At 42.6% G+C, this 22,559-nt stretch carries 21 protein-coding genes; 18 read left to right on the forward strand and 3 right to left on the reverse strand.

Annotated features, from left to right (window positions below):
• Positions 1-264 precede the first annotated feature (264 nt).
• From G5B11_RS09825 to G5B11_RS09850, 6 genes are all read left to right on the forward strand, one after another.
• Complete coding sequence (locus G5B11_RS09825) at positions 265-774, forward strand: hypothetical protein (protein ID WP_049889967.1); 510 nt, start codon at positions 265-267, stop codon at positions 772-774.
• Between the two features lie 562 nt (positions 775-1,336).
• Positions 1,337-3,460 carry a penicillin-binding transpeptidase domain-containing protein gene (locus tag G5B11_RS09830; RefSeq protein WP_173727925.1) on the forward strand — a complete coding sequence of 708 codons (2,124 nt, stop codon included), beginning with the start codon at positions 1,337-1,339 and terminating at the stop codon, positions 3,458-3,460.
• Positions 3,408-4,649 carry a DUF6070 family protein gene (locus tag G5B11_RS09835; RefSeq protein ID WP_009320924.1) on the forward strand — a complete coding sequence of 414 codons (1,242 nt, stop codon included), beginning with the start codon at positions 3,408-3,410 and terminating at the stop codon, positions 4,647-4,649. The genes G5B11_RS09830 and G5B11_RS09835 overlap by 53 nt, the downstream gene beginning before the upstream one ends.
• On the forward strand, positions 4,649-5,923 hold the full coding sequence (locus G5B11_RS09840) for a DUF6070 family protein (RefSeq protein WP_117514077.1): 1,275 nt from the start codon (positions 4,649-4,651) through the stop codon (positions 5,921-5,923). The genes G5B11_RS09835 and G5B11_RS09840 overlap by 1 nt, the downstream gene beginning before the upstream one ends.
• Positions 5,924-5,927: 4 nt before the next feature.
• A complete protein-coding gene (locus G5B11_RS09845) occupies positions 5,928-7,193 on the forward strand; it encodes a DUF6070 family protein (protein ID WP_117762062.1) in 1,266 nt (421 codons plus the stop codon).
• Positions 7,194-7,249: 56 nt separating this feature from the next.
• Complete coding sequence (locus tag G5B11_RS09850) at positions 7,250-8,761, forward strand: WD40/YVTN/BNR-like repeat-containing protein (RefSeq protein ID WP_117514080.1); 1,512 nt, start codon at positions 7,250-7,252, stop codon at positions 8,759-8,761.
• 43 nt (positions 8,762-8,804) lie between these two features.
• Here G5B11_RS09850 and G5B11_RS09855 read toward each other — a convergent pair whose 3' ends face one another.
• The 3 genes from G5B11_RS09855 to G5B11_RS09865 form a co-directional block, all read right to left on the reverse strand.
• Positions 8,805-10,601: a BlaR1 family beta-lactam sensor/signal transducer gene (locus G5B11_RS09855; protein ID WP_158420907.1), complete on the reverse strand. Its 1,797-nt coding sequence runs from the start codon at positions 10,599-10,601 to the stop codon at positions 8,805-8,807.
• Position 10,602: 1 nt separating this feature from the next.
• Complete coding sequence (locus G5B11_RS09860) at positions 10,603-10,989, reverse strand: BlaI/MecI/CopY family transcriptional regulator (RefSeq protein ID WP_173727927.1); 387 nt, start codon at positions 10,987-10,989, stop codon at positions 10,603-10,605.
• Between the two features lie 191 nt (positions 10,990-11,180).
• Positions 11,181-11,528: a helix-turn-helix transcriptional regulator gene (locus G5B11_RS09865; protein WP_004059104.1), complete on the reverse strand. Its 348-nt coding sequence runs from the start codon at positions 11,526-11,528 to the stop codon at positions 11,181-11,183.
• A gap of 261 nt (positions 11,529-11,789) precedes the next feature.
• Between G5B11_RS09865 and G5B11_RS09870 the strand changes: the two genes are divergently transcribed.
• The 12 genes from G5B11_RS09870 (at position 11,790) to G5B11_RS09925 (ending at position 22,558) form a co-directional block, all read left to right on the forward strand.
• On the forward strand, positions 11,790-12,671 hold the full coding sequence (locus G5B11_RS09870) for a DUF3825 domain-containing protein (RefSeq protein WP_244092970.1): 882 nt from the start codon (positions 11,790-11,792) through the stop codon (positions 12,669-12,671).
• Positions 12,672-12,883: 212 nt separating this feature from the next.
• A complete protein-coding gene (locus tag G5B11_RS09875; protein ID WP_330603115.1) occupies positions 12,884-13,222 on the forward strand; it encodes an HTH domain-containing protein in 339 nt (112 codons plus the stop codon).
• A gap of 39 nt (positions 13,223-13,261) precedes the next feature.
• Complete coding sequence (locus tag G5B11_RS09880; protein WP_262582695.1) at positions 13,262-13,591, forward strand: DUF7768 domain-containing protein; 330 nt, start codon at positions 13,262-13,264, stop codon at positions 13,589-13,591.
• Positions 13,588-13,920, forward strand: coding sequence for a hypothetical protein (locus tag G5B11_RS09885; RefSeq protein WP_021869633.1), 333 nt, complete (start codon positions 13,588-13,590; stop codon positions 13,918-13,920). The genes G5B11_RS09880 and G5B11_RS09885 overlap by 4 nt, the downstream gene beginning before the upstream one ends.
• Positions 13,920-15,050 carry a DUF2800 domain-containing protein gene (locus G5B11_RS09890; protein ID WP_021869632.1) on the forward strand — a complete coding sequence of 377 codons (1,131 nt, stop codon included), beginning with the start codon at positions 13,920-13,922 and terminating at the stop codon, positions 15,048-15,050. The genes G5B11_RS09885 and G5B11_RS09890 overlap by 1 nt, the downstream gene beginning before the upstream one ends.
• Positions 15,051-15,593 carry a DUF2815 family protein gene (locus tag G5B11_RS09895; protein WP_021869631.1) on the forward strand — a complete coding sequence of 181 codons (543 nt, stop codon included), beginning with the start codon at positions 15,051-15,053 and terminating at the stop codon, positions 15,591-15,593.
• 45 nt (positions 15,594-15,638) lie between these two features.
• Entirely contained in the window at positions 15,639-15,902 is a 264-nt protein-coding gene (locus G5B11_RS09900; protein ID WP_155176882.1) for an NUMOD4 domain-containing protein, read from the forward strand.
• A complete protein-coding gene (locus tag G5B11_RS09905) occupies positions 15,890-17,842 on the forward strand; it encodes a DNA polymerase (protein ID WP_173727929.1) in 1,953 nt (650 codons plus the stop codon). Before G5B11_RS09900 ends, G5B11_RS09905 begins: the two co-directional genes overlap by 13 nt.
• 13 nt (positions 17,843-17,855) lie before the next feature.
• Entirely contained in the window at positions 17,856-20,249 is a 2,394-nt protein-coding gene (locus G5B11_RS09910) for a virulence-associated E family protein (RefSeq protein WP_021869628.1), read from the forward strand.
• Positions 20,250-20,426: 177 nt separating this feature from the next.
• Positions 20,427-20,753 (forward strand): VRR-NUC domain-containing protein, encoded by a 327-nt coding sequence (locus G5B11_RS09915; protein ID WP_021869627.1) that lies wholly within the window; start codon positions 20,427-20,429, stop codon positions 20,751-20,753.
• Positions 20,734-22,095, forward strand: coding sequence for an SNF2-related protein (locus tag G5B11_RS09920; protein WP_021869626.1), 1,362 nt, complete (start codon positions 20,734-20,736; stop codon positions 22,093-22,095). The genes G5B11_RS09915 and G5B11_RS09920 overlap by 20 nt, the downstream gene beginning before the upstream one ends.
• Positions 22,073-22,558 carry a hypothetical protein gene (locus G5B11_RS09925; RefSeq protein ID WP_009320888.1) on the forward strand — a complete coding sequence of 162 codons (486 nt, stop codon included), beginning with the start codon at positions 22,073-22,075 and terminating at the stop codon, positions 22,556-22,558. Before G5B11_RS09920 ends, G5B11_RS09925 begins: the two co-directional genes overlap by 23 nt.
• The last annotated feature ends 1 nt before the right edge of the window (position 22,559 follow it).

Here is a 22,559-nt window from a genome sequence, read left to right on the forward strand (position 1 = left end):
AAATGTAAAACGAATAGTAAGATTAGAAGAGCTGGCTATGGAGTAAGCCATAGCTTTTTTGTGCTTTTTCTAAAAAAAAATTGAAAAAATATAAAAGAAAAACTTCCACTTAAGAAAAAATGGAAGTTTTTCAGTGCCCTTATAAATCAAAGGATTTCGCCATTTTGGAAATAAAATAGATGTGTGCTTCTGTTTCCGTAGAGTGATGATATAATCGGAGATTTACCCCAGGGGATAGGCTTTGGAGAACGGGAAATATACATTTTGGCGAAAGAATACTTTTTCGCAAAAGCGGTTTTGTTAAAGGAGCGTATGATGAAGGAAATTGAACAGTTCGCAACCCAATTTCGAAGAGCGATTGACTTGGCTTTGGAAGCAGGGGAGTTTGATAACGACAGCATATATCGCAGATTTCCACGTGCTTGCTGCGGAGATACGAGTGATTTGTTAGCTCAGTATTTATTGGATAAAGGTATCAAAACAGATTATGTCTGTGGAACATATTGGGGTAAACCGGATGGAAACGGACAATCTCATGCATGGCTGATGGTAGACAAATATATTATTATAGATATCACAGGTGACCAATTTAGTGGCAAGTCTACTTTTCTTAATTATGACAAATCAGTTTATGTAGGTGAGGGAGATGATTTCCATAGGCTCTTTGAGGTTGAAGATAGAGATGTTCATGAGCATCGTGGGTTGAGTGCTTTGGGTGGTTTTTGTGGACCGAGGCTGTGGGATTTATATAGAAAAATTCTAAAATACATTTAGTCAACCACTTTTTATGGGGATAAAACCATTACCCCACTTTGAAAACCTATTGCATACTTTCGCTATGCAGCATAAAATAAATGTTCAGGGGATTATTGAAACCGTATGTCTGCTTTCAAAGAAACCTTGATTTTCTGCGGTTTGTGGGATATTAAGGAACGAAAATGGATATGTGTTTTGTAGCCTTATGAATGAACCATTTGAATATCGCAGCAGTGGGGTGTTTTGAAACTCTGCTGAATAATAGGCTTTTGCTAAAAGGTATCACTTTTGTGAAAATGTATGATACTTCCTGGCAGAAGCCTTTTTATATAAAGATAACTTGACTTCTAAATCTTACTGATGTAATATTTACACAAGTGCAGTAGGATTGCGGACGAAATTTTTTTGTTGCGAAATCTTACGCATGTAATAAAAGGAAGGAGGAATGCATAGTACGATATACCCAGCAAAGAGAAATTTTTTTACTTCAAAATCTTACGAGTGTAATATTTTGAAGATATAGCGTACATTGAAAATAGAATATGACCATATCAGCAAAGCAAAATGAATGGAGGTCAATATGAAGAAAGGAAAAAGCAGAAACAAGCGAAAGAAAACAAGAAGCAGGCTCCTATGGATTGCGATTGCTGTTATAGGAATAGCTGCGGTAATTTCTGCAGTATGTGTGGCAGGAATGTTGGCAACAAAGGAAAATGCCTGGAAGACACCGGAAGAACTTCTGGTGGAGTACATGGATCATATTCCAAAACAGGAGTATGAAGAAATGTATGCAATGCTACATATTGAGGCATCGGGAAATGTCAGTCAGGAGGATTTTGTAACTCGAAATTCAGCTATTTATGAAGGTATAGAAGTCCAGAATATAGCTGTCCAGATTATTGCATATGACGAGGAGCAAATGACGGTAACCTACCAGACTTCTTTCGATACAGTTGCAGGAACTATCAGCTTTGAGAATAAAGCACTTTTCCTAAAGGACGAAGAAGGATATCAGTTAGTTTGGGATGATTCCCTGATTTTTCCGAATCTGGCATCTACAGATAAAGTAAGAGTTTCCACTACACAGGCAGAACGAGGAGAAATTCTGGATAGGAACGGACGTGTCCTTGCAGGAAAAGGTACAGCATCTTCGGTTGGAATCGTTCCGGGCAAGTTGGAAAACAGAGAGGAAGCAATCGCACAGATTGCAGAACTAGTGGAAATCACACCGGAAGCGATAGAAAAGAAACTGTCTGCAAAGTGGGTAAAGGATGATTCTTTTGTTCCCATTAAAACAATTCCAAGAGTGGAAGAAATTGAGTTAATGTCTATCAGTCCAGATGAAGAAGTCCTAAAGGAGAAAGAAAGGCATGAAAAGTTGCTGGAGATTCCCGGAGTGATGATATCTGATGTTGAAGTGCGTGAATACCCATTAGGAGAAGTAGCGGCACATTTGGTCGGATATGTTCAAAGTGTTACTGCGGAAGATTTAGAGGAGCATGCAGGAGAAGGCTATACAGCCAATAGTGTAATCGGCAGAAGCGGAATGGAGAGCTTGTTCGAGAGTGAACTGAAAGGCCAGAACGGTTGCAGGATTTACATTGAAAACTCGGAAGGCAAAGAGAAGGAGGAACTTGCTTGTATCCTGGTACAGCATGGGCAGGACATCCAGCTTACGATAGATACTGATTTACAGGTTTCCTTGCATGAGCAGTTTAAGGAAGATAAAAGCTGCTCGGTAGCCATGAATCCTTATATCGGAGAAGTATTGGCTTTGGTCAGCACACCGGCCTATGACAATAACGATTTTATTATGGGATTGTCGAGTGAGCAGTGGACTGTACTTAACGAGGATGAGAATAAGCCAATGTATAATCGCTTCCGGCAAGTGTGGTGTCCGGGGTCTACATTCAAGCCAATTACCGCAGCGGTCGGCTTGGAATCAGGAGCAATCGATCCAATGGAAGATTACGGCAACGTAGGCTTAAGTTGGCAAAAGGATGCATCGTGGGGTTCCTATCATGTAACAACACTCCATGCATATGAACCAGTCATTTTAGAGAATGCCCTAATATATTCCGACAATATTTATTTCGCAAAGGCAGCATTAAAGATTGGCTCAGAAGAGATGGAGAGTTCTTTGACTGGACTTGGTTTTAATGAGGAACTGCCATTTGAGATTAAGATGGCAGAGTCGCAGTATTCTAATTCAGAGGGAATTGAAACAGAAATACAGTTAGCAGACAGCGGTTACGGTCAAGGGCAGGTTTTGGTGAATCCATTACATATGGCATGTATCTATTCTGCTTTCTGTAACGAGGGAAATGTTATAAAGCCGTATTTAGTATATCAGAAAGACGCAGTAGCTGAGTATTGGATTCCGGGAGCCTTTTCTAATGAGACAGCAAGCCGTGTATTGGAAGGAACAAAAAAGGTTGTGAATGATTCTAATGGAACTGGATATGCAGCCCATCGGGATGACATTCTTTTAGCAGGAAAAACAGGTACGGCAGAAATCAAGGCATCGAAGGATGATACTTCGGGTACGGAATTAGGATGGTTTGCAATTTTTACAGCAGAAGATACGGTAGAACGTCCTATATTGATTATTAGCATGGTAGAAGATGTGAAAGGAAGAGGAGGAAGCGGATATGTTGTTAAGAAAGACAACCTGGTTCTGGAAGAGTGGTTTGGCAGCAATTAGCTTTGTATTAATACTTAGTATTTCGGGGTGCAGTGATGCACCCCCGGAAGAAAATACAGTTTCGGAAACGGTAATAGATGTTCAGGCTATTCAGGAAGAATCAGAGGAGGATGCAGATGAAATTATAAGCGTCTGCATTGATCTTTATGAGAAAGCAGAAGAAGAAAATAAATTAGCGGATTTGGAAACAATCCGTAGTATTGTAAATCGTCTTGGAGAAAATGGTTATTCGGCAGTTGACAGCAGAAATCAAATTAACATGACGGAACCAGAGAAGGTAGTGGAATTCTGCGAAAAGGTGGATGCACAGGAGGAAGCAGAAATAACGATTCTTGAAATCAGTTATTTGGGCGGATTTGTAAAATACGATTTGCACACAAAAGGCGGAAATGTGGATGTGGTCAGAAGCTATTACAAGTATGAAAATGGAAATATGAAAAGAGAGGTTATAGGAAACTATCAAGCGGAGTATTGGAATTATACAGAAGAAGGTTACCTGATGTTTTCCGGTGTTTGGTTTTCAGAAGAATTATATGTTCTTACATTGAGTGGAGCAGAGGAACATACCGCATTACGGGTACAGCCATTGGATGAAACATATAGGGAGTTGAGTCGGAAATATCTCAACCCAATCAGCTTTGAACGGAATAATATGTTCATTGTGGATTGGAGTGAGGAGGATTTCGGGGATTTGAATTTCTATGATATGTATGACATTCTTTATCCAAAAGTGAATGGTCAATATGCTCCCTATGTTGCTGATGACAACTTATCAGTCAGTGCAGTTTATCAGATTCCAAAAGAAGAATTTGAAAGTGTTATTATGAAATATTTCAACATTGATAGTGAAACGCTACAATCAAAAACCATCTATGATTCGGAGAATTTGACTTATGAATATAAGCCGAGAGGCTTTGAAGAAGTAGAGTACCCCGAATATCCATATTCAGAGGTAGTAGGTTTTACAGAAAACAATGATGGGACAATTACACTTACAGCCAATGTAGTATTCCCTTATGCGGGTGATTCCAAGGTATATGCTCACGAGGTTGTGGTTCGCCCTTTAGAGAATGGACGGGTACAATATGTATCTAATCGAATTATACCATCCGAAGACAACTACAGAGAAACTTGGCATACGCCACGGTTGACGTTAGAAGAATGGGAAGAATTGTACGGAGGAGAATAATGGAGGATGTGAAATGGCTGCTTAGAAAATGTGGACTTCTAATTTTACTGCTGTTGATTTTCGTGATAGTTGGGGTAATCTGTTGGGGGAAAATGCATGAAGAAGAACAAAAGGTGGCAGAAGAAGTATGGGAGCCACCTGTAGAAATCGAAAATAGCGAAGCAGAAACAGAAGAAGCCGAGAATGCGGAAACTTCCACAGAGTCAGCATATTGGTTTATTCCGCAAGCCAGTGATTGTCTTATCTCAGATGAGGAAAAGGAACAATTGCAGAGTATGGTTTTGTCAGCGGCAGATTCGGTAGCAGAAATCTATAAGGATATTGTAATTGCAGATGCACCAAGTTATTCTTCCGGCATTAGCGAATTTACCAACGAGCAGAGGAAAACTGTGGTGGAGCAATTGGGCAGAAGCGGTCTGGTAAGTGTTGAAGAAGATACTGCCATGCAAAACCATGAAGCAGTCGAAACATTTTATGCAGATTACTTGGATGGACGGGACTCAATGGTTACGGTATTCGAAGTACATAGAGATGGACTGATTGGAGCAGTTACTTTTATTTACCGGAAAGGTGAGTTGCAGACTTATTATATAGGTGTTCGTTGGAAGGAAGGTGGAGTGCCTGAAATACAGGGAACTTCGGTAAGTAATGTGGCTGAAATCAAACTTACGGAAAAAGGGTATTTTATCTACGCATATGAATATGTGATTGCACATGCAAGTTTGAGACAGTATTGGAGAATAGAACCGCTTCCGGAAGACTGCCAGGAACTGACGGAGAAATACATATCAGGACTAAGTTATGTGAATTACAATGTGCTTGTCACAAACTGGAACAGTAGCAATGTAAAGGATATTTTGATGCCTTGCATGTATGAAGATATTTACCGAATTTCCACGGGTGAAAATCTGAAAACTGAGGATTGGAAGATTCCGGCAGAGGAATATGAAAGGATAATGACCACCTATTTTCCAGTATCGATAGAACAGTTAAGAGAGTATTGTGGGTATGATGAAGGGAGTAACAGCTATGAATATGAGATGATTTATGCCAGCCCATACCCACCTTTTGGAGAAGTAGTTGACTATACAAAAAATGCGGATGGAACGATTACACTTATCGTGGATGGAGTATGGCCGGATTATAATTCTGATCTCGCTTTTCGGAATACGGTTGTGGTCCAGCCATTTGAAGACGGAACTTTCAGGTATCTTTCCAATTCTATAGAACAAATTGAATTGGAACTGCCGCCAATAGCAAGAACGAAAGGATGATTTTATGGTATTAAGGAAAAAGAGCATTCTACTGATCATGGTATTTCTGATTGGGGGTTTCGTGTGTGCCTGTGGAAAAGAAGATAGTGTTGCGGGAGAATCTCTTGTGGAAGATACGGAAGAAGTATCTTCCACGGAGGAAACAAAAAATACTGAGGAAGAGGCTGCAGTACAATGGGAAAAGGGCTACGATCTTCCGGTAGATGAACAGGAAAGGGAAGAAGCTGAGACTGACTGTAAAAAGCTGATGGAACTTTATCTTGACATTTATGAAACAGCAGATAAAGGGATAGCATCTAATGTTGTTTTGGATGATCAAACGGTTCTTGAAATTCAGAAGAAGGTAAAGGACGCAGGATATCCAATTGCTACGATGGTAACGTATTCTAACATGGAGAATTATGAAAGTGTTGACAGTTTTCTGAAAGAATGTATGGAAGGGAAAAGAGGCTCTGTGGTGATTTATGAAATCCACAATGATGGTGGACTGGGCAGAATGAAATTCATTTTTGATGGAACGGATATGTATGTTGTGAGTACAAGAGGAATCTGGAATGCTGACAACAAGCCGGGAATTTCGTACATTTCTTATACGAGACTCAAAGAATGGAAATACACGGAAAAAGGATGGTTCTGCTATGAGCTGTGTGTGCCAGAGCCGCCAGAGGTTAGTGAAATTATGGATGGAAGCTGCCTGATCAGAATAAAACCTATGACAGAGGAACAGTGTGAAATGTCTGAACGTTGTGTTCGGGGGCTTGGATATCAGGGACAGAACCTTTTGTGTTCCAACTGGAATGTAGAAAATATGAGTGAGTTGGATTATAACGGAATGTTTGAATATCTGTATGGAATGAAATATGGAGAAAAGTTCAATTCTGAAGATTATCCAAATGGCATTCCTAAAGAAGAGTTCGAAAGTCTGATTATGGAGTATCTTCCCATAACAGCGGAGCAGATACGAGAGTACGCAGTATTTGATGAGGAAAACCAGACCTATCTTTGGGCGAGACTTGGGTGCTTCAATTATGCGCCTACCTTCTTTGGAACTTCTCTGCCGGAGGTTGTCGACATCAAAGAAAATCAAGATGGAACAGTCACATTAACAGTTGAGGCGGTCTGTGACATGGTCATTTGCGATGATGCAGTCATAACCCATGAACTTACGGTAAGGTTTGCAGAGGATGGCAGTTTTCAGTATTTGGGGAATGAAATCCTAAATGACGGAATTATGCATATACCAGATTACCAATACCGTATTAAAGAATGATTTGATAATACTGGTGTTTTATGGTATTTTTACAGATATGAAGAAAGGAGACTTACATGAAATATATTTATAAAATCACGGGAAAAGTAAGTTTAATACTATATATATTTATGTTGTATCAATTCTGGCATCTATGTCAATATGGTGGCTTGAGAAGGCATATACCGATGTTGGCGTTAGGTATAATAGGATTGGTTGGCACAGTGGTTCTCTGGCTGATTTCGAAAAGGCATAATCAAGAAGTTAATTCAGGAGATAATGGAAATAAGAAACTTTTCTATACGGAAATGATACTCCTTATAGCAGCAACTTTATTCTTTGGTGGACGTATCGTTTATTCTGCAGTTCCGTATCACGGGGCACTGTCTTGGAAACTTGATGAGTGGATGCGTAAAAAAGAAGTAGAACTGGAGCATAATAATCTTTTTGAGGATGGTGTAGAAGGGATTCTGATGGATTTGGATGAAGCATTGCAACTGCCGGAAGAACTCTATATTGCAAATAAATATCAGGTGTCATTTGATGAAAACGGAACGATTCAAAGGATTTATGCATTCATATATGGAAAAAATGAGGCTGGAGAGAAAAAAACGTATCTTATTGATTATGACGCAGACAGCAGTAATGATATGACTGTTTGGATAGATGGTAATGTGAATGGAGAATATAGTGACGATATGCGTTTGTCTCCAATGATTGAAATTTTGAACAATTCAGACTGGACGAGTCAGGTAGAGGCGTGGGCTGAAACATTTGAAGAGCAGCAGATTTATGAAATACTCTATATGGGGCGAAGATCTTTTAGTTCAGAGGAAGGCTTACAATATATTTCGGGAGATGCAGATGGTGATGGAACTGAAACAGGAACCGGCAATTTTACTCAGCTTAGAAGCGGTGGAGAAATCGTTGGGTTTGAGGTATCTTTGCATATTCCTGATTTAAATAGTGTCACACCTGTTCGATATATTATGGAGCCTGAGTACGTCAGTCAACAAGAATTGAAGCAGGAGAATACGATGCAGCAGGTGGAGGATGCTAAAGATACAGAAAGTTGGACTGTGGATCAAAGTGATGGAACTATGTATTTCTTTTTAGATGAAAATAATGGATGGCGTTTGGTGATAACGGATGCAGCTGCCGGAAGCAGATTTTATGTAATGGAAAAGACAATGGATGGTGGTTCTACTTGGGAATGCATAAATGATGATCCGTTCAGTGGACAATTGGGAGTTGCAGAAGGTTTAATATTTTATGATGAGAACTTTGGGGTTGCAGGAATTACAGGCGCATCCCAGTCCTATTCCCGCTTATATGTCACTCGCGATGGCGGAAGGACCTTTGAAGAAATGAAACTTCCAATGGATCTTGTTTCAGAATTACCACAAATCGCTATCGATTGCGGATTTACGGTGGAGGATTTTGATTACCTGAATATGCCTGAAAAAGAGGACGACACATTGACGATAACGGTTACCACAGATGCAGCGGAGAAAGATGGGATTGTATTTCAGTCAACTGATTATGGAGCGACATGGGAATACAAAGGGCTTGTTCAGATAGCGAATTAAGAAAAATCGGGTAAAAGTCAGAGATTGACCTTTACCCGATTCTTTATTTCCAGATATTCATGTCAGACAAGATAGACATGGTTATTTCAGTTGCGTTGCCTCCGGTAGCATCGCTGTCTGCACCAATGTTGGTAGCAAAAAAGTATGTATTATCTGCAGTTTCGATATAACCGATAAACCATCCGTTCACATCCTGGCCATCCACACGTCCGGTTCCGGTCTTTCCGTAGAATGTTCCGGCATCGGAAGAAGAAAGGCAGATGGAATCTTTTACTGCATTGATGTTTTCAGGAGCAAATCCAAAGTTGTTATTCTGCAGCTGGGTTAAAAGTTCGACTTGCTCTATTGGAGAAATTTTCAAGGAAGACTCCATCCAATAGGTGGAGAAATCACCACTTATATTTTCGTTTCCATATCCAATTTCCTGAATATAGTTGGAAATGTTAGCGGCTCCAAGCTGTTCGTCCACAGATTCAAAATACCAATTCACAGAGGAATTCATTGCTGACTGTAAGGTCTGGTCTGCATTCCATGCTTCAAATGGATAGGTTTCTCCATTCCATGCAATGAACGAATTTTCCGGTGTAATGATATCTTCTTCCAATCCGAACAGGGCATCGTATATCTTGTAGGTGGAGTTTGGTGCAACTCGCAGGGTGGCATGCTCCTTGTCGTGTATGCTCCATGCATCATTTTCCAAATCGTATAAAACAAAGCTGCCTTCGTATTCTCCGAAGTATGTGGAGAGGTCTACATAGGAAACATTCTCAGAAGAGGAATCCCATTGGTAGTGGCTTCCGTCTGCTGCGTATGTAGAAATAAAAGGTGCGAATCCAAGGAGAAGAACAGCAGTCAACATGAATGCAGTCATACCTTTTATTCTTTTCATAAATGTCGGCTTCTCATAAGAGGCAATGTTGATAATTCTTCGTTTCATCTGCTCCATGTTTCCACCAAGGCCGGCGGCAAACGGAAAAGGAGTAAGTGAAACCTTCTCTGCAAAGTTAATCAGTGTATTACCATAATCTTCGTAAGCATCCTCTTCAAGCATTTTCAAAACGGAAGTGTCACAGGCAACCTCTCTGTCATTACGCATTTCTTTCAGTGCATACCAGACAAGAGGATTGAACCAATATATTACCCCGGCAAGATTCATCAGATAACTGGCAACAGCATCTTTGTGCTTATAGTGCTGCAGTTCGTGCAACAGCATATACCGCATATCGGATTCGTTGTAATCAGAGATCAGATGAATCGGCAGATAAATACATGGTTTCAAAAGTCCCACAATAATCGGGGATTTCAAAAATGCAGTACTGTAAACAGGGATATTTCTGTGAATTCCCATTTCCTCCAAACATCGATGATATAGTCTGCGTACCTCCGGGTTCTGAAGGGGAAGTGCAGATTTCTCCAAATTGCGTAGGCGGAGTGAGGATTTGATTACTAATATAATCATTGCAAAAATGCCTACAGTCCATATCCCTAATAATATGTATCCAGCAATGGATGGTGTCTCGCTATTTACAGAAAGTGCGAAATCATTCATCCAGTCTGTATTTCCGGTCGGATGAATTCCCACAGCTTCCCCCATAGCGGTTGCGGTACCAGAAGCAGGAGAGCTTCTTAAGCTACCAAGCCACGAGAAGATTTGTGGAAATCCGATGAGACGGAACGGTATAAAGGGAACTGCCAGCAACCCAAGAAGCAGGAACCACAGATTATACTGCATCCGGCTGGACAGGTTGTTTTTGAATATCCGCTTGGCTATCAAAAGAATTCCGATGATACCGCTGATAAATACATTGCATATTAAAAAGCGTATCATAAAATTAGCCACGTTAATTTCCTCCTTTTTTTGACCTCTTGGAAAGAAGGGAACGGAGGGTGTCTATTTCTGTTTCAGACAGTCTGTCATTTTCTATATAGGCAGACAGCATGGCAGTGATATCCCCGTCATAGTATCGTTCCAGAAAAGAGTTGCTTTCCTGGCCGATGTATTTGCTTTCTTTCACGACTGGGGTATAAACAAACACTCGGCTCTGTTTTTCATAAGTTAGAACGCCTTTTGTTACGAGACGTTTGATTAAAGTCTGTATCGTCTTAGGACTCCAGCTTGTGGTCTGTAATAATTTATCTGTTATTTCATTGGTACTGATCGGCGCATGTTTCCATACGATTTTCATAACTTCAAATTCAGCTTCAGAAATCTGTGGTAAATCGTTCATTTTAAATCCCTCCTTAAATCTTACGGCTGTAATAAATATATTATAGACGTTATTTATGTGGTTGTCAATTTCAGAAAAAACATATTGACTTGAAATCTTACTTGTGTAATAATTGAAATATTACAAGAGTAAGATTTGGAGATGGCAACAAAAAGAAAAGAACCAGAATCACAACGGATTAGCTGGTTCCTTTACTCGTTTGAATTACCTCTTTTATGTATGAGTGCTAAGAGGTATTCAATTGCTGGAAGAATCTCGGCTGCCTCTTGCTCATCACATTCCTGTAGCATCAATAACAGTTTTTGTTTTTTCAACCCATCCGTAGCAGTGTCAGGGTGGAAAATCCGGTCTGCAGGAATGTGTAAATAAGCGATGATCTGGCACAATACTTCGAACTTGGGATTCCCACGGTCGTTTTCAATATTCAGTATTGTACGTTCATCACAACCTATTTGTTCAGCTAATGCTGCTTGAGATAGATGGGCTTCTTCTCTGGCAGCCCGAACTACCTTCGCAAGATTTTTTACATAGTCATGCATTACAATTCACCTCAGTGCTAGTTTACACTACAGGGTAAATATTATGAATTACAATAGAGTACAGGTATAAGATGAAACGAACTACACCATAAAAGGAGAAATCACATGGAAGCAAGGAAACAGCACAGAATACGATGTTTGTTGAAGTTACTGAAATTTGCTCATGGATAAAAACGCATTGATAGGTGTATCGCAATTCACGGAACGATAGAATTGCGATACACCTATTTTATATTTCAAGAGAAAACAAGAAGGAGGCTCATGATGAAAGAGATGGAAGCAAAGACAGAAAACAGATATGAGTACAGAAAACCACAGGAAAAGAGGAAACAGATGATAGCACCGGATTTATTTGAATTTGCATATGTACCGGATTGGTACGGACATTTAGCGGAACTGGAGAGATTGGCATTGCCGGAATCATGGAAGTTCCGAAAGCCGAGCCGGGAAACAAAGAATGCAGACACCCCCATTTTAGAACGTTACATACATACAATTTTTCGCAAGCAGGTTATTGACTTTAATTCAGAAAGTGATCCAAGAAAGGCAGACAGTATTTTTCATTTGGAAAACGAATGCGTCTGCTTCCATACTGGATTATACACACCTCAGTACAAGGGGATTTATGGTTATTTTGAAAGAAACAATTTTTCGGATTCTTTAAGAGATTGGTATTTTAGAGGTTTTTGTGATGAATTGTCTCCAAAGTTAAGATACATCGAGCCATTACCACAAAAGCCCGTCTATCATATGGCGCAGAGTGGCATTAACTTTAATCCAGAGTGGCCTATAAGAGTAAACGTAAATCACATATTGGGAGATGAAGAGAACCTGGAGCGTATTCCGGCTAAAATTCGGAAGGTGAAGAATTTGCCGCTATTGTTTGAAACAGCAGTAGAACTTGGAAGAAGGAAGTCGGTAATTGAACCGGGGCTTGTGGTCCCACAGGGATATCAGGGGAGAGTGCAGTATCTTCTTCCGGTTTATCTGACGAATATGCAGAAACCTGACCTTGCCATGACACTGACGGTTATGGATGGGTACTATTTGGGTAATACCTGTCTGACGTTGGAGATGGCATATTTGAATGCGAGAGTAGTTGCAAGGCCAATGGCTCCGTGGCTTACGGAACTCGTAAAATAGGAAAACAGTACATAGAAACATGGATTGAATGGAACACCCGACAAGATGCAATAGCTGAATTGCGCCTTGTCGGGTGTTTTTCGCTTAAAGGATGATGGACAGGCTTCCTCTCTGCTACTGAAAAAATCTCAAAAAGTTTTTTAAATAGGAAATGAACCTTCCTATTTAACTCTTATGATGATGCCACAAAGCAGAGGAAAGGAGGTGGGCAAGTGTTGAAAGCGAATGAACGTAGGCAGAAGATATTGGAAATTCTGTGTGTGCGCCGTCAGGAAACGATGGAAAATCTGGCACAGGAATTCAATGTTACAACTCGTACAATTCGGAATGATATTGAAGAATTGACACTTGCTCACCCGATTGAAACCGTGCGTGGCAGATATGGTGGAGGCGTCAGGGTTGCTGATGGCTATTATCTTGGACGTAAGTATTTAAAACCAGATCAGCAGGAACTGTTGAAGCGGCTTTCAGAAAATTTAACAGGCGAAGACCTCGCTACGATGAACAGCATCTTTTCCGAATTTGCTTTGACAAAAAGGGCAGAGAAATAAGTCCTGTCTGAAAGATGGAGGTGAAAAGATTTGGAAAGGGTGTTTATCTGCAGTCCGTTCCGGGGAGCGGAAGAGAAGAATGTGGAGCTTGCCAGAAAATATGCCAGATTTGCTTATGAAAAAGGCTGTCTTCCGGTAGTGCCTCATCTGTATTTTCCACAGTTCCTAAAGGAAAGTGATGTTCAGGAACGGATGGCAGGGATTCAGTTTGGACTTTCATTGTTGAAAGAGTGCCGGGAAGTATGGGTATTTGGAGAAATAATGAGTGAAGGCATGTGTATGGAGATTGCGGAAGCTGACCATGCAGGAATTCCCATCCGGTATTTCACAAAGCAAAACGGAGAATTTGTGGAAAGGAGCAGTTTATGAGCGAGGAATTGTTGAAAATTGCAGATGGTCTTTTGGCGGTTTCGGAAGGAGTCCGTGCCCTCGCAGGAAAGGCACATTCATGTAATTGTAGTAAAAATCAGGAAGAAGAACGAGGGCAGAAGGATGAAGAAAGCGGAAATGAGAAGAGTCAGGAGAAACAAGAGAATGCCGTTACCATTGAACAGGTCCGTGCGGTCATGGCATCCAAATCGCAGGATGGAAAAACGCAGCAGGTCAAAGCGCTGATTCAAAAGTATGGGGCAGATAAGCTATCCGGGGTACAGCCGGAGAAATATGCAGATTTGCTTCGTGATGCAAAGGCTCTTTAATGGGACAGCATGCGATATTATCCGCATCTGCCTCCAAACGATGGATGAACTGTACCCCATCTGCATTGTTGGAGAAGCAGTTTGCGGACGAGGAAAGTATCTACGCAGCGGAGGGAACTGCTGCCCATGCTCTTGCAGAGCATAAGCTGAAACGGTTTCTTAAGAAGCGTTCCAAACGTCCGGTATCTGATTATGACTGTGATGAGATGGAAGAATGCACAGATGATTATGTGTCCTTTGCAATGGAGCAGATTGAAAAGGCGAAACAGTCATGCAGTGATCCGGTAGTGATGATTGAGCAGAGACTGGACTTTTCCAGATGGGTGCCGGAAGGATTCGGTACCGGAGATTTGGTCATCGTAGCGGATGATACTTTATACATTGTGGATTTGAAGTACGGAAAAGGCATTGCTGTATCTGCAGAATGGAATCCACAGATGCTTTTATATTCTTTGGGAGCATTGGAACTGTTCGGTTCCCTTTATGACATTGAAAAGGTCAATATGACCATCCACCAGCCGAGACTGGAAAATGTCAGCACCTTTGAAATTACGGTTCATGACCTCATGGAATGGGCAGAGCAGGAGTTGATGCCGAAGGCAGAGATGGCAGCCAAAGGCGAAGGAGAGTTTGCAGTTGGAGATTGGTGTCGTTTCTGTAAAGCGAAAAATACCTGCCGTGCCAGAGCAGAAGAATATTTGAGATTGGCACAAATGGAGTTTAAGCCACCGGAACTTTTGTCAGAGGAAGAAATCGCAGAGGTTTTGAAGGTGGCGGATGAACTTGCCAAGTGGTCTGCAGATGTTTATGCCTATGCACAGGATGAAGCGATTACACACGGAAGGGTATGGAACGGATTCAAACTGGTAGAAGGCAGAAGTAACCGTAAATATGTCAACGAAGAGGAAGTGGCGGATGCTGCAAAAGCAGCCGGATATGAGGACATTTACAAGAAGTCTCTGATTGGTATCACGGAAATGGAGAAGCTGATGGGCAAAAAAGATTTTCAGAAGATACTGGGTAGTCTGGTGTATAAGCCGCAGGGCAAAATCACCTTGGTGCCGGAATCCGATAAGAGACCACCAATTCAAACAGAAACCGCTGAGGCGGATTTTAAGGAGGATGAATAAATGAGCAAGAATGAAACACCGACCAAAGTAATCGTACCGTGCAGATTTTCTTATCTGCATTGTTGGGAGCCGGAAGCAATCAATGGCGGCGAGCCGAAGTACAGCGTGTCTGCCATTATCCCGAAGTCAGATAAGGAAACCATTAAGAAGATTCAGGCAGCGGTGGAAGCTGCAAAGCAGGAATCTTTGTCAAAGTGGGGTGGCAAGATTCCACCGAATCTGAAGCTTCCTTTGCGTGATGGTGACATTGACCGACCGGAGGATGAGGCATATAAAGGCTGTTATTTCTTTAATGCCAACAGCAGACAGGCACCACAGGTGGTTGATAAGCAGGTACAGCCAATCCTGGATCAGACAGAAGTGTATTCCGGCTGTTACGGAAGAATCAGTGTAAACTTCTATGGCTACAACAGCAATGGCAACCGTGGTGTGGCAGCAGGACTTGGTAACATCCAGAAGTTGAAAGACGGAGAGGCACTCAGCAGCCGTACCAATGCAGAGGATGATTTTGAAGCAGTAGAGGATGAAGATTTCCTCGGCTAATGATAAGGGCGGTGTATGCCGCCCGTACATAGAGGAGTTGTTTTGATGAAAGAGACATGGACAGATATTCCCGGACTGGAAGGGAAATACAAGATCAGTAATATGGGGAGATACAAAAGGCTGTCCCGGTATATTCAGGGGAGAAGACTGCCGGAAGAGATTCTTCCTTTGAACCAGAGTCAGGTAAGGGAAGTTAAGGAAAGGCTTGGAAGAAAGGAACATGTGTATGATATTGCTGACAGCATGGGGATTTCCAGAAAGACCGTCAGCAAGATTAAATCGGGAAGGAGTTACGCATGGGCGAAGTAGGATATAAAACACTGGCAATTGACATAGAGACCTTTTCCGATGTGGACTTAATCAAATGCGGGGTATATGCCTATGCAGACAGTCCTGCATTTGAAATCCTGCTGTTTGCATACAGCTTTGATGATGAAGAAACAAAGATTATTGATTTGGCACAGGGCGAACAGCTGACGGAAGAAATAAAAAATGCCCTGTCTGATGTGGGAATTATTAAGACAGCGTTCAATGCTAATTTTGAGCGTACCTGTCTTTCAAAATATATGGGAGTCCGTTTATCTCCCGAATCGTGGGTTTGTACTGCAGTACAGTCGGCTATGCTTGCCCTTCCGCTTTCTTTGGAGGGTGTTGGGGCGGTTCTGGGGCTTTCTGAGCAAAAGCTGAAGGAAGGTAAGGACTTAATCCGCTATTTTTGTGTGCCTTGCAAACCGACCAAAACAAATGGTGGCAGGAGCAGGAACCTTCCATGCCATGCACCGGAAAAATGGGAACAGTTCAAGACGTACTGCATCCGTGACGTGGATGTGGAAAAAGGTATCCGGCAGAAACTGCATAAGTTTCCGATACCGGAATCTGAGATGGCATTTTACCGTTTGGATCAGGAAATTAATGACAGGGGAGTTTTAGTTGACAGGGAATTGGTAGAACAGTCGATTACCTGTGACCTGTTACATAAAGACATTGTGACGAACCGTGCCTATGAGGTAACGGGACTTGAAAATCCAAATTCTGTATCGCAGTTGAAAGGATGGCTTTCAGAACGTGGAGTGGAAATCGACAGCCTATCCAAAGGAGCAGTTGCGGAGTTGATTGAGGATGCGGATGGGGAAGTGCTGGAGGCTTTAAAACTCCGGCTTCTCATGGCGAAAACATCAGTAAAGAAGTATGAAGCGATTGAACGGTCAGTGTGTTCGGACGGAAGGGTACATGGACTGCTGCAGTTTTATGGGGCAAATCGTACCGGCCGGTGGGCAGGAAGACTGGTGCAGGTACAGAATCTTCCTCAGAATCATATCAGTGACTTGGAACTAGCACGTAGTCTTGTCAGAAGAGGGCAGTTCGAGGAATTGGAATTATTCTACGAATCCACACCAAATGTACTGTCTGAATTAATCCGTACTGCATTTATTCCAAAAGAGGGATGCAGGTTTATTGTTGCGGACTTTTCAGCTATTGAAGCGAGGGTGCTGGCATGGTTATCCGGGGAACAGTGGAGACTGGATGTATTTGCTACACACGGAAAAATATATGAGGCTTCGGCATCGGCCATGTTTGGTGTTCCGATGGAGGAAATTACAAAAGGATCTCCACTGCGACAAAAGGGAAAGATTGCGGAACTGGCTCTCGGATACGGAGGAGCAGTAGGGGCATTGACTTCAATGGGAGCCTTGGCAATGGGACTTAGTGAAGAGGAACTGCCGGGACTGGTATCTACATGGAGAAATGCAAATCCGCATATTACACAGTTTTGGTGGGATGTAGATGAAGCAGCCGTGAGGGCAGTCCGTGAAAGGAAAGAAACACAGGTCGGACTGATTCGTTTTCAGTATGCTTCCGGTATTTTGTTTGCCATGCTCCCGTCCGGAAGGAAACTTGCCTATGTGAAACCGAGAATGGGTGTCAACAAATATGGCAGGGATGGATTGACTTATGAAGGTGTGGGAGAAAACAAGAAATGGGAAAGGATGGATACTTACGGGCCAAAGCTGGTGGAGAATATCGTACAGGGTACTAGCCGGGATATTCTGGCAGAAGCCATGATGAGATTGAAGAAAGCGGGATTCTCCATTGTATTTCATGTACATGATGAAGCGGTGCTGGAAGTGCCGGAAGGAGAATCATCCGTGGAAGAGGTATGCAGGATTATGGCAGAGCAGCCTTCCTGGGTACACGGGCTTCCGCTTCGTGCTGATGGCTACGAGTGCCAATTTTATAAAAAGGATTAGGAGGGATTGCAGGATGAAACTGTATATTTCAACAGGAAATTCCCGAATGGAAAAGAAGTGGAATGGACAGGAGATGGAGTTTAGTGTGTTTTTGGAGCGTCTCTCTCATACTGTCCGTACCAGTGAAACGATGGAACAGTATCGGAAACTGAGCAAGGCAAAGCAGGATTCCATCAAGGATGTGGGTGGTTTTGTGCTTGGAAAGCTGAAGGGCGGTAGAAGAAAGAAAGCAAATGTATTATTCCGTTCTGGTCTGACATTGGATATGGACTATGCCACAGAGGATATTGCAGAGCAGATAGAGCTGTTTTTTGATTTTAGATGCCTAATCTACTCTACCCATAAACACACACCGGAGAAACCAAGACTTCGCTTAATCATCCCATTGTCAAGAACGGTATCGCCGGATGAATATGCAGCAGTGGCAAGAAAAGTGGCAGAGGATATTGGTATGGAGTTGTTTGATGATACAACCTACGAACCAAGCCGCCTCATGTATTGGCCTTCCACCTCTGCAGATGGAGAATTCTTTTTCCGTGATATTCCGGGAACATTTTTGAATCCGGATTCTGTATTGGAAAGATATGCAGATTGGAGGGATTCTTCTTCATGGCCTGTCAGCAGCAGACAAAAAGCAGTTGTCAGCAGGGAGATGAAGAAACAGGCTGATCCGTTGTCGAAGGAAGGAATCGTAGGTGCATTCTGCCGGACTTATTCGATAGAAGAGGCAATCCGTATATTTCTGCCGGATGTATATCAGGAAAGCATGATGCCGGAGCGATTTGATTATATTCCGGCAGATTCACAGGCAGGTGTGGTGATTTATGAAGGGAAGTTTGCGTATTCCCACCATGCCACTGATCCGGCTTGTGGGAAGCTGCTGAATGCGTTTGACATTGTCCGCATCCATAAGTTTGGGGAGCAGGATGATAAGGCTGAAGAAGGAACGGATGCAGGAAAGCTGCCATCCTTTAAGGCTATGAGTGACTTTGCGGTGTCGGATGAACAGGTAAAGAGGACACTGGCAAAGGAAAGGGAGAAGGCAGCAAGTGAGGAATTCGATACTGATACCGGGGAATGGCAGACCATGCTGGACTTGGATCGTCAGGGAAAAGTAAAAGACACACTTTCCAATATTGCAACGATTATTCGATTCGATGAGAATCTACAACCTATCGTATTTAATCAGCTGAAGAATGCACTGGATGTCATCGGGGAATTGCCGTGGGTACAGGTCAAAAAAGGATGGGGTGATGCAGATATTGCCTGTGCGAAGCTGTACTTTGAAAGGGTGTATGGGATTTGGTCACCTACCAAATTCAAAGATGCTCTGCTTGCAGTAGTGTCTTCCGAAAGACTTTATCATCCGGTCAAGGAGTATTTTTCCACGTTATCCTGGGATGGATGTAGCAGGATTGACAGTCTGCTGATTGACTATATGGGAGCAGAAAACACACCGTATGTCCGTGCAGTTACAAGAAAAACTCTGGTAGCGGCGGTAGCCCGTATTTATGAGCCGGGTATAAAGTTTGATTCCGTGTTGGTTTTAAACGGTCCGCAGGGGTGTGGTAAGTCTACGTTCTTTGCAAAACTGGGAAAAGAGTGGTATTCGGATTCCCTTACGATTTCTGATATGAAGGATGGAAAAACTGCTGCGGAGAAGCTTCAGGGGTATTGGCTTTTGGAATTGGGAGAGCTTGCGGGTATCAAAAAGGTAGATGTGGAAACCGTAAAATCTTTTGTTACCCGGACGGATGATAAATACAGGCAGTCATATGGAACAACGGTAGAGAGTCATCCGAGGGAATGTGTGATTGTGGGAAGTACAAACTCAGAAGGCGGCTTTCTGCGTGATGTTACCGGAAACAGACGCTTTTGGCCTGTGCATGTAACCGGAAAAGGGAAGCATCGTGGATGGGATTTAACTCCTGAGACGGTAGACCAGATTTGGGCAGAAGCGATTTCCATTTATAAAGATGGAGAAGAGTTGTATCTGAAAGGAAAGGAAGCTGCAGAGGCTTATGTGGCACAGCAGGAAGCAATGGAGTCTGATGAAAGAGAAGGCATTGTGGAGGATTACCTGGAGCGATTACTTCCGGCAGACTGGGACACAATGGATTTGTATCAGAGACGTTCTTATCTTGGTGGTGGAGAGTTTGAAGCAGAAGGAAGAACCGGAACGGTAGTCAGAGAGAGATTCTGTTTAATGGAAGTCTGGTGTGAATGCTTTGGGAAGGAGCGTCAGAATTTCCGAAAGACAGATTCTTATGAGTTAGAATCCATTATTCAAAAAATTGGTGGCTGGAAGAAGTATGAAGGGAATTCCTCCGGCAAAATGCGTATCCCCGGTTATGGTGTACAGAGGGTGTTTGTCAGAGTGAAAAAGGAAACCGCAGGAAACAAATGATGGGTTTCCGTGGGGGATTGGTAAGACGGTAGGCAACAGATGTTGGAAACAGCCATGAAGTCAGCAGGCAAAAGGGCTGTGTCGGTGCTGTTTCCAATGTTTCCACTTATATTTAATAAATGAAAATAAGTATAAGAGGACACGGATACACCCGTATATACGCATATGGGAGAATAGATGTTTTTGAAAGTGGAAACAGCAGAGGGAAACGGAGATGAGGTTTTGCGAGAATGTGTAATTGAAAAGGCTCTGGTAAAAGAGGCAAAGAGCAGGGGCGGCATGGCGGTAAAGTTCGTGTCTCCCGGTTTCGATGGGGTGCCTGACCGTCTCGTTCTGCTTCCTGGTGGGAAGTGTGCATTTGTGGAATTAAAGGCACCGGGAAAAAAGCTGCGACCGTTACAGGAAAAACGAAAACATCAGCTGGAAGCCTTGGGGTTTTCCGTATATGTGATAGATGGATTGGAACAGATCGGAGGTGTGCTGCATGGAATTCAGACCACATAAATATCAGGAATATGCCAGGGAGTTTATTATCGGGCATCCGGTATGTGCTTTGATTTTGGATATGGGACTTGGAAAGACAGTTATTACCCTTACTGCTTTGTGGGAACTGGCACTTGATTACTTTGAGGTAGGAAAGGTTCTGGTCATTGCACCATTCCGTGTGGCACGGGATACTTGGAAGGAAGAACTGGAAAAATGGGATCACTTGAAAGGACTGTCGGTGTCAGTGGTAGTCGGTTCTGAAAAAGAACGATTGGATGCTTTGGAAAAAAAGGCAAGCGTGTATGTAATCAACCGTGAAAATGTGGTGTGGCTTTGTGAGAAGCATCACTGGGATTTTGACATGATTGTGATTGATGAATTATCTTCTTTCAAATCTTATCAGGCGAAAAGGTTCAAAGCACTAAGACGATACCGGCCGAAGGCAATTCGTGTGGTTGGTCTGACCGGAACACCGGGAAATCTTATGGATTTATGGGCTGAGATTGGAATTCTTGATATGGGGCAGAGGCTTGGAAGATATATTGGAGCTTATCGTGACAGGTTCTTTCTGCCGGATAAGCGAAACAGGAATATCATTTATTCCTATAAACCGAGGGATGGTGCGGAAGAAGCAATCTACAATTTGATTTCTGATATCTGCATTTCCATGAAGGCCGAGGATTACCTTTCTATGCCGGAGTGCCTTTATCATCGGGTGGAGGTTCGGATGGATGAAAAAGAAGAGAAGCTGTACCGTCAGATGGAAAAGGATATGCTTCTGCCATTTGAAGATGGGGACGTGGATGCGGTCAATGCAGCTGCTCTTTCCGGGAAATTACTGCAGATGGCAAATGGAGCAGTCTATGATGAGAACCACAAAGTCCGCCATATCCACGATAAGAAACTGGATGCTTTGGAGGATTTAATCGAGGCAGCGAATGGAAAGCCTGTGTTAGTGGCTTACTGGTATCAGCATGATTTGGATAGAATTGTTGAACGGTTTAAAGCTGTTCCATTAAAAGCAGCAGGTGACATCCGCAAATGGAAAGAAGGAAAAATCCCGGTGGCAGCAATCCATCCGGCATCGGCAGGACATGGTCTGAACATACAGGACGGAGGCCACATTCTGATTTGGTTCGGACTTACCTGGTCTTTGGAACTGTATATGCAGTGCAATGCCAGACTGTGGAGACAGGGACAGAGGGAAACAGTAATGATTTACCATATCATCAACAAAGGAACATTGGACGAAGATGCCATGCGGTCATTGGAACAGAAGGACTGTGGGCAGTCGGCTATCATAGATGCAGTAAAGGCAAGGATTGGAGGTGTGAACGGTGCGAGCAGAAAGGATGATTAAGGAATATCCGAATTTGAAAAGGGAACTATCGGTGTTGGAATTTCAGTTAAGCCGATGTGAGGGAATTGATTATGACACCGTCATATCTTCCCTTACTTTCTCTAAGCCGGAAGGGGAAAGAGTACAGACAAGCGGTGTTTCGGATGTGACTGCAAGAGCAGCACTTGCATACCGTAAGGTGGCAGACAGGATGAGTGATGAATGGTTATCTTATCTTGCCGGACAGTACGGACAGATAAAAGAGGAACTGGATTTTTTTGAACATGCTGTACGTGGACTTTCCGGGAAATTACCGGAAATTGTATGGGATATGGCTGTGGAGCGTTTCACTTGGGAAGAACTGATGATGAAATATCATATCAGCCATACAATGGTGGCGAAATACCGGAAGAAAGCTATAAAGGAATTGGATGCGCTGTATGAGGAGAGGGACAGGCAGACGGAAAGTTTTATTTTGAGGTGAG

Origin of the sequence: Blautia glucerasea (assembly GCF_013304385.1) — a bacterium.
GTDB classification, from domain to species: Bacteria; Bacillota; Clostridia; order Lachnospirales; family Lachnospiraceae; genus Blautia_A; species Blautia_A ammoniilytica.

Coding starts and splice junctions, on each gene's coding strand:
- G5B11_RS09830 (WP_173727925.1), top strand. CDS start 1,337: ATGAAGAAAGGAAAAAGCAGAAACAAGCGAAAGAAAACAAGAAGCAGG.
- G5B11_RS09835 (WP_009320924.1), top strand. CDS start 3,408: ATGTTGTTAAGAAAGACAACCTGGTTCTGGAAGAGTGGTTTGGCAGCA.
- G5B11_RS09840 (WP_117514077.1), top strand. CDS start 4,649: ATGGAGGATGTGAAATGGCTGCTTAGAAAATGTGGACTTCTAATTTTA.
- G5B11_RS09845 (WP_117762062.1), top strand. CDS start 5,928: ATGGTATTAAGGAAAAAGAGCATTCTACTGATCATGGTATTTCTGATT.
- G5B11_RS09850 (WP_117514080.1), top strand. CDS start 7,250: ATGAAATATATTTATAAAATCACGGGAAAAGTAAGTTTAATACTATAT.
- G5B11_RS09860 (WP_173727927.1), bottom strand. CDS start 10,989: ATGAACGATTTACCACAGATTTCTGAAGCTGAATTTGAAGTTATGAAA.
- G5B11_RS09865 (WP_004059104.1), bottom strand. CDS start 11,528: ATGCATGACTATGTAAAAAATCTTGCGAAGGTAGTTCGGGCTGCCAGA.
- G5B11_RS09870 (WP_244092970.1), top strand. CDS start 11,790: ATGATGAAAGAGATGGAAGCAAAGACAGAAAACAGATATGAGTACAGA.
- G5B11_RS09885 (WP_021869633.1), top strand. CDS start 13,588: ATGAGCGAGGAATTGTTGAAAATTGCAGATGGTCTTTTGGCGGTTTCG.
- G5B11_RS09890 (WP_021869632.1), top strand. CDS start 13,920: ATGGGACAGCATGCGATATTATCCGCATCTGCCTCCAAACGATGGATG.
- G5B11_RS09895 (WP_021869631.1), top strand. CDS start 15,051: ATGAGCAAGAATGAAACACCGACCAAAGTAATCGTACCGTGCAGATTT.
- G5B11_RS09900 (WP_155176882.1), top strand. CDS start 15,639: ATGAAAGAGACATGGACAGATATTCCCGGACTGGAAGGGAAATACAAG.
- G5B11_RS09905 (WP_173727929.1), top strand. CDS start 15,890: ATGGGCGAAGTAGGATATAAAACACTGGCAATTGACATAGAGACCTTT.
- G5B11_RS09910 (WP_021869628.1), top strand. CDS start 17,856: ATGAAACTGTATATTTCAACAGGAAATTCCCGAATGGAAAAGAAGTGG.
- G5B11_RS09915 (WP_021869627.1), top strand. CDS start 20,427: ATGTTTTTGAAAGTGGAAACAGCAGAGGGAAACGGAGATGAGGTTTTG.
- G5B11_RS09920 (WP_021869626.1), top strand. CDS start 20,734: ATGGAATTCAGACCACATAAATATCAGGAATATGCCAGGGAGTTTATT.